The sequence below is a fragment of the Methylobacterium sp. WL7 genome, assembly GCF_008040085.1.
In the GTDB taxonomy this organism is placed as follows: Bacteria; Pseudomonadota; Alphaproteobacteria; order Rhizobiales; family Beijerinckiaceae; genus Methylobacterium; species Methylobacterium mesophilicum.
The window spans coordinates 23,508-30,467 of sequence record NZ_VRVG01000064.1; the positions used below are offsets into that span (position 1 = coordinate 23,508).

Annotated in this window: 6 protein-coding genes; 4 read left to right on the forward strand and 2 right to left on the reverse strand. The window is 65.5% G+C overall.

Features of this window, described 5'->3' with window-relative positions; all coding sequences use genetic code 11:
• Positions 1-260: 260 nt before the first annotated feature.
• The 3 genes from FV233_RS16855 (at position 261) to FV233_RS16865 (ending at position 1,945) form a co-directional block, all read left to right on the forward strand.
• Positions 261-818, forward strand: coding sequence for a dihydrofolate reductase family protein (locus FV233_RS16855; RefSeq protein ID WP_147898130.1), 558 nt, complete (start codon positions 261-263; stop codon positions 816-818).
• 189 nt (positions 819-1,007) lie between these two features.
• Positions 1,008-1,220 carry a DUF4287 domain-containing protein gene (locus FV233_RS16860; protein WP_147898136.1) on the forward strand — a complete coding sequence of 71 codons (213 nt, stop codon included), beginning with the start codon at positions 1,008-1,010 and terminating at the stop codon, positions 1,218-1,220.
• A gap of 293 nt (positions 1,221-1,513) precedes the next feature.
• A complete protein-coding gene (locus FV233_RS16865) occupies positions 1,514-1,945 on the forward strand; it encodes a hypothetical protein (protein WP_147898131.1) in 432 nt (143 codons plus the stop codon).
• Between the two features lie 172 nt (positions 1,946-2,117).
• Here the strand turns inward: FV233_RS16865 and FV233_RS16870 are convergent, their stop codons facing one another.
• On the reverse strand, positions 2,118-3,707 hold the full coding sequence (locus FV233_RS16870; RefSeq protein ID WP_147898132.1) for a glycosyltransferase: 1,590 nt from the start codon (positions 3,705-3,707) through the stop codon (positions 2,118-2,120).
• Between the two features lie 45 nt (positions 3,708-3,752).
• Positions 3,753-5,504 carry a choice-of-anchor tandem repeat GloVer-containing protein gene (locus tag FV233_RS16875; RefSeq protein WP_210249488.1) on the reverse strand — a complete coding sequence of 584 codons (1,752 nt, stop codon included), beginning with the start codon at positions 5,502-5,504 and terminating at the stop codon, positions 3,753-3,755.
• A 480-nt stretch (positions 5,505-5,984) separates the two neighbouring features.
• Here FV233_RS16875 and FV233_RS16880 point away from each other — a divergent pair, with 480 nt between their 5' ends.
• Positions 5,985-6,263 carry a hypothetical protein gene (locus tag FV233_RS16880; RefSeq protein WP_147898133.1) on the forward strand — a complete coding sequence of 93 codons (279 nt, stop codon included), beginning with the start codon at positions 5,985-5,987 and terminating at the stop codon, positions 6,261-6,263.
• Positions 6,264-6,960: the final 697 nt, after the last annotated feature.

Here is a 6,960-nt window from a genome sequence, read left to right on the forward strand (position 1 = left end):
TAGTTCACTTAATATCAGTCTGTTTCGAATGGTCAATAGGTATTTAGTGAACCAGTTCCAGGCCGGTGCATGAAAGGCATACCCAAAACACACCATACGGATCGGCTGCTCAGGGTGGAATGCGGCTTGTCCGCTTCTGAGCGACAAGGCAACGAAGCGGACGCCGCCGCGGCGCCCGCTTCCAGAACTTGGCAGACGGTGAACCTCGACCGCGAGCAACAGCCCTCCGCCTTTTCGAGCGTATGGCGTAGGATCGCCGCATGGGACTGTTGACCTTCAGCATCAACGCCACCCTGGACGGCTGCGTCGACCACCAGGAAGGCGTCGCTGACGACGAGACGCACGCCTACTTCACCCGTCTCATGGACGACGGCGGGGCGATGCTCTGGGGCCGCGTTACCTACGAGATGATGGAGGGCCATTGGCCGGCGGTCGCTCGTGGTGACGTAGAAGCACCGCCGGCGGTCCGCGAGTGGGCGGTCAAGTTGCAGGCCAAACCAAAATACGTGGTGTCATCGACACGAACAGATTTTCAGTGGACCAATAGCCACCGCATCACTGACGACCTGCGGGCAGGCGTGGAGAGGCTCAAGGACGCGACGCCGGCAGGCGTGCTCCTCGGTAGCGGCAAACTCGCGACCGAATTAGACCGACTAGAGCTGATCGATGAGTACAAGGTCCTCGTCCATCCTCGGATCGCTGGCCACGGCCCGACCCTGTACCAGAGCGGTCTTGCCAAGACGCGGCGGCTTGAGCTGATCTCGGCGAAGCCGCTCCGGAACGGCGCGGTTGCGATGCACTACCGACGCGAGGCCTGACCTGAGCCCCCCATGCACCGTACGGGCACCGAGGCGTCCCGGATGCGCTGCCACCGAGTAATCGAACAGCTACGTCGGCTTTCCACCATTGCGGATGCGGGTGCACTCATGGTGCTGTCCGGTGAGTTGCAGCCCACACGATTTGCCTCGAAGCTGGCGCCTGCCAATGAGCGAGAAGGACGGCCACCTGTGTCCACCGAACCCGTCAAAGGGCCAGCTTCGTACTTCCCGTCCATCGAGAAAAAGTACGGCCGCCCCATCAACGAATGGCAGCAGCTTGTCCGCGATCGCCTTCCGGCAAAGCACATGGACCTCGTGTCAATGTTGAAGGGCGAGCACGGGATGGGACATGGCCACGCCAACGCCATCGTTGCCCACGTGCTGTCCGCGGTAAAAGGTTAGGCAGCCTTAAAGCAAGCCGGGAGTGGCTGCTCTCCACTCCAAGCGGTAGTTGCCTCACGCCCGACGAATGGCAGCTTTGGAGAAGTGCCGGCGGCGGTCTGAGCGGCTGGGTTGGGTCGAAACCGGTCGCTCAAGACGTACTGCGCCGCGTTCCGTAAGCCGCTCTTATGCGAATGAGCTAACCCGCAACCGTGTCCGGTGCGCTCCTCGTTTGTGGCTGTCTGATAGGGGTTCCGCCCCGTTCAGTCCGCAGTGGCTCGACCGCTACGCTTGATCCGTCCTATCTTGGCGCCATGCCGATCCGGCACGAACACCGCTTCTTCTACCCGATCGACTGGCGCGAGCTGTCTATCGCCATCCGCTTCGGCCGAGCTGGTGGACGCTGCGACGTCTGCAGACGACCGCACGGGCGTATGGTGTGCCACCTCGGCGACGGACGCTGGTGGGACGTAGAGGCTGGCCGCTGGCGTGACGGGCGAGGGCGGCTCGCGCGCCTCGCCAGCACCGTCGATCTGCTGGCCACCGTGCGCACTACGCGGGTAATCCTGGCGGCTGCACATCGGAACCACGACACCGCCGACAACGCCAACGGTAACCTCGCGGCCTTCTGCCAGCGCTGCCATATGATCCATGACCGGCCAGAGCACCGCCGTCGTCGGTGGGCGACGCTGTTCCGCCGAAAAGCGCTCGGCGACCTCTTCCGCGGACCGTACCCGCCGGCTTGAGGGAAGCGGGGACAGGATCGGCCTGTCATCGGTCGGCGTAGGAGAAATCGAGGTTGAGCCCCTTCGACCGTCCGCCACTGCACGGGCGGCAGGTCGGGCCCTCGGCGTCTGCGGCACTCGATCCATCGCGGCCGGTCGGCAGCCTGGCAGCACCACCGGCACCGCCGCCACCCTATGGCTTTTCGGAAACCGGTTCGACCACCCTCGGCCGTCCCGTCGCCGTGCCTATGAGGCTGTCGATCCGTTTCTCGTTCAGTCGATCGGTGACGTAGGCCAGTCCAGCCTCGCTGCAGGCTCGGTTCAGGGCCTCATCCTCGTGCAGGGCCGTGATCGATCGCGCCAAGTCGGCCGCGGTTTCCGCGATCAGCCCCGCCAGCGGCTCCGGCAGGTCGAGCCCCTCTGCCGCCGCGGGCGTGCACACGCACGGCACGCCCGCCGCCAGGCTGTCCACCACCTTGCCCTTCACCCCCGCGCCATAAGCCAGAGGCGCCACCGTCAGCCGAACGCGGTCGAAGACGCAGGCCAGTTCCGCGACCTGCCCGATCGCCTCGACGCCTAGCCGGGCGGCCGCCAGGGTCCGCAGGCTCTCGGGCATACCGCTACCGACCAGGAGGCACGGGATCGCCGGCTCGAACGACACCGCCGGCATCACCGCTTCGATCAGGAAGCGAGCCGCATCGATGTTGGGGCGGTGCCCGTAGCCGCCGATGAACGCCAGCCCCCGCCGGTCCGCGAATGGCACTGCGGTGGGTCGTGGTGCGACCGCCCAAGGGACGACATGTACCTGTTCCGCCGGAACATGCCGACGCAGAAGCGTCGCCTCGTGGGTCGAGTGGGTGATCACCACATCTGCCGCTCGCGCCGCCGTCAGCTCCAAGAAGCGCAGATGCTCGGCGTATGCGGCGAGATCCGCCCGGTCCTCGATCTCGGCCTGCCGGGCGGTGCGCAGGTGGTGCAAATCGGCGATGCTGTAGACCAGCCGCGCACCCCGCTGCGTGTCGCGCACGAGCTGACTGTAGCGCCCGGCGGTGTCGACCCGATGAAGGTAGACCAGCGCGAAGGCCCCGGCGTTCCGGCGCAGCACCTCCTCGATCGTGGCGTACCAGGGGTGCAGGCAGCAGGCGATGCCGTCCGCCTCCAACGCCGCGGCGTCGCCGGTCAGATCCGTCGGCGCGAAACTCACCGCATAACCGAGCCGCTGCAGCGAGCGCATATGCGAGAGGATCGCGTTCGAGCCGGCATCGCGGCGGTGGACCGGCATCACGGTATCGACGACGAGAGCGCGCGGCCTGACGAACGCGGCCGAGGCCGGACGGCGTTGTCGGTCGGCCCGGACCTGACGCAGCCGCTGCGTCTGCTCGGTGAGGAAACCGAGGCGCCGGTCGAGGTCGGCGTCGTCCTCGACCTCGACGATCAGTTGGGCGAGGCGACCCTCGAGATCGGCGTCGAACACCGTGACCGGATCGAGCATCCGGGGCGAGGTCGGCAGGTGGGCGCTGTCGCCTTCGCGGCGCACGGCGATCTCGCTCCGGGCCAGCCGCGAGATCATGTATTCGGGGGGGCGGAATTCAAAGCCGTGGCGCCCATCGCCGATCCCCTCCGCCACGAGGTCGAGACGGTGCCGATCCGCCAGACAGCGGCCGATCACCCGGCCGTCGACCGAGATGACCAAGCTGACCGGCACGCCCGGCACGTCCGGGTTCCAGGCCCATCCGACGATGTGCTGCCGGCTCAGGTGGTCGATATGCCCGAGCAGCGCCACGGGATGCGCCCCTCGGGCTGATGCGGATCGCGGCCTCAGCGTGGGTTAAGCCGCCAGGGCGCGCGCCGGGAGCTGCAGCATCCCCACGCAGGCGGCGTCGGCCGAGCGGCGGACCTCGATCGTGTGAGTGGTGTCCGGCGTGAGCGGTTGCGGCAGCACCAGGTCGAAGGCGTGGCCGCCGTCGCCGATGCCGGCTGCCTTCAGATCGGCGCGGTAGCGATCGGCGTAGGCCAGAGCGACTACGGCACCGTCGACGACGATGTCGAGGCAGACCAGCCCGTCCGGGTAGGCCAGATCCTGCGCCCACCCGGTCACCCGCAGCCCGTCACACAGGTCGAAGTGGCCGAGCAGCGTACCGAACTGCGGCAGGTCCGCGACCGCCAGGCCAGCACGCACGGCGAGACGGCGACGCACGGCCTGTAGCACGAACCCGTCGGTGACACGCTCGGCACAGTACACCGCCGGGGTCGACCAAGCCTGTGCGGCCTCGGGGTACAGGGCGTGGAATGTATCGGCGTTGTGGAAGATGGCGCGGCCGTGGTCGTCGATGAAGCTTTCGGCGGGTGCGCCCTCGGCGAGCAGCACGTCATGGCTGTCGAGTTCGACGTGCCAGTAGGTGACGGCCTCGACGGCTTGCGCCTTCACGATGGTGGCGCCGTTGACGAGGTGCTCGGCCGGGATCAGCACACCGTCGAGGTAGAGGGCGTGGTCGGGAGACACCCACAGGTCGCGGCTCGGGATGCCGTCGGCGAGCGCCCCGGCCTTCACGCACACCGGCAGGACCGCCGGGTTGGTGTTGGCAAAGCGGCCGATGTAGCTGCGCGTGCCGATCCAGCGGATCGGGCGGTGCTGGCCGGAGGCGGTCATGACGGTATCGCCGATCGCCAGGGCCTCGACGGCGACCTCGCCGCGCAGGGTGAGAATGCGCGTACCGGTGCAGTAGCACGGGGCGTTGTTGGCCGGCGGCGTTGGATTAGTCGAGACCGGGGTTGTCGGGCTGGTGGGCTGGGTCGGTGTTGGATTAGTCGAGACCGGGGTCGTTGGGCTGGTGGGCTGGGTCGGTGCCGAGATGGCGACGTTGCTGATCCGGAATACTGTGCCGGTGCCGTTGGCCCCGCCGTAGGTCGTAGTGCCGTAGAGGTTGCCCGAGGCGTCGGCGGTCAGGCTGCCGTAGGGAAAGGCGCCGGTGGCGTTGGATCCGGCGTTATCCGTCGCGGCGAACGAGGCCAGGGTGGTCTGGGAGTAGCCGTTGGCGCCCTTGATCAGCGCGAACACCGCGCCGGTATCGTTGGCCCCGCCGTTGGACGTAGTGCCGTAGAGGTTGCCCGAGGCGTCGGCGGTCAGGCTGCCGGAGGGATAGGCGCCGGTGGCGTTGGATCCGGTGTTGGGGGCCCTCGCGGCGAACGAGGCCAGGGTGGTCTGGGAGTAGCCGTTGGCGCCCTTGATCAGCTCGAACACCGCGCCGGTGTTGTTGGCCCCGCCGTAGGTCGTAGTGCCGTAGAGGTTGCCCGAGGCGTCGGCGGTCAGGCTGCCGTAGGGATTGGCGCCGGTGGTGTTGGCGGCGGTGTTGGGGTCCTTCGCTTCGAACGAGGCCAGGGTGGTCTGGGAGTAGCCGTTGGCTCCCTTGACCAGCTCGAACACCGCGCCGGTATTGTTGGCCCCGCCGTTGGTCGTAGTGCCGTAGAGGTTGCCCGAGGCGTCGGCGGTCAGGCTGCCGTAGGGATAGGCGCCGGTGGCGTTGGATCCAGTTTGGGGGTCCGTCGCGGCGAACGCGTACAGGGTGTCGAGGGTGGCCATACCGCTGCTCTCTGCCGTTGATGTCCGCGTGTCAGACCACTGCGGGGACCGGTCTTATGCTCGACCACCGTACAACTGCGGCCGTTGGGTGCTCGCCTCGCTCGAGCGGGACGCGCTGCCGCAGCCATCACCGCGCGTACCAGTAGATCGCCCGAGAAACAGCTTAGACATACCCGAAAACTGACAAAATTCAGATCTGGTCTCTTTTAGGTGACAGTTAGTTTATACCGGTCGCGATAGGGTTGCATCGTATGTCTGTCCCTAACGCATTCGGCCTCAAGTGGAAATTCAATTCACCACTGCAACCGGTGGCGGTATTGGCTCAAGCGGTCGATATCCGGGGTCATGGGCTGCCGATAAAACTGCTAATCAGACGATGCCCGACAAAGCCCGAACCCTGGTTTCTCGACTTGAAGCTGCGTACGAGGCTGGCCGCGCGGTAGCGACCTTCACGAGCCTGAAACCGACGGAGCCGACGAGATGACCGCCAAACCCAGCATCCGGATCGTGGATGACCCGAGCGTGCGCGAGATCGTGGCGACATCGACGGTGACGGGCTCGCTGACGGAGGGGCTGCTGTTCGTCACCCTGGCCGCATCACGTGCGTTGCCGGAGGCGACGGGCTTGCCGCCGAGCCAGGGGCCGGTCGCGCAGGTGACGGGACGCCTTGTCCTGACACCGTCGGCGGCCGTTGAGATGGTGAACACGCTCAGCAGCCTGCTGTCGACGATACCGGGGATCAACGTCGCTCGCCGGTAGGCGCCAGCGACAAGAGCCAGGATGGTTCTGCAACGGGTCGCGGGCGGCTGTGAATGATGGTCTGCTAGAGGCGCACCCATACCGAACTGCCGCCGTTCGCTCCGATGAGCATACGAAAGCAGACCTGCGCCGTGTGCATCTGACGAACAGGGCCCGAAGGAGATCCTAGGCCGAAATGCTCTCCTAGGCGAAGACCGAGCAGTGACCTGATGGTTCTGCGCGCCCTTAGCCCGTCCAAACTACTAGAGCTCTAGCAATCGCGCTGTTCTGACGGTGATTGGATGGTCGGTCATGGCATCGAAGCAACCGTATCTCGTTTTGAAAGGCTGCGGTCCAAACCACACCGTTTTAGCAACGCGTCATCGTTAAACCCGTTTACGAGGTGGCTCGACGCTCTTCTCGTAGCCGCTGGAGAACCAGCCCGGAATGATGACGTCGTCAACCTGATGAAAGTTGGATCGAATAGGCTTCGCCGCAGTGCGCTATTGCGCAGTTCGAAGGCTGCAAGACGGCCTCTCAGAACGGAGCCGATGCCGCATCGGCCGACCGAAAGGAAGTGTAATGCGCGTTAAAAAAATATCTTTTAAATCCGGCAGAACAAAGAATGATCCGGGACTAATTTTCAATCCTGCGAATATAACCATTTTTATAGGACCAAATAACGGCGGCAAAAGCCGGGCGTTGAAAGAAATATATC

What these genes read in the sequence shown, in the direction of transcription:
- FV233_RS16865 (WP_147898131.1), top strand. Translation starts at nt 1,514, where the DNA reads ATGCCGATCCGGCACGAACACCGCTTCTTCTACCCGATCGACTGGCGC.
- FV233_RS16880 (WP_147898133.1), top strand. Translation starts at nt 5,985, where the DNA reads ATGACCGCCAAACCCAGCATCCGGATCGTGGATGACCCGAGCGTGCGC.
- FV233_RS16875 (WP_210249488.1), bottom strand. Translation starts at nt 5,504, where the DNA reads ATGGCCACCCTCGACACCCTGTACGCGTTCGCCGCGACGGACCCCCAA.
- FV233_RS16855 (WP_147898130.1), top strand. Translation starts at nt 261, where the DNA reads ATGGGACTGTTGACCTTCAGCATCAACGCCACCCTGGACGGCTGCGTC.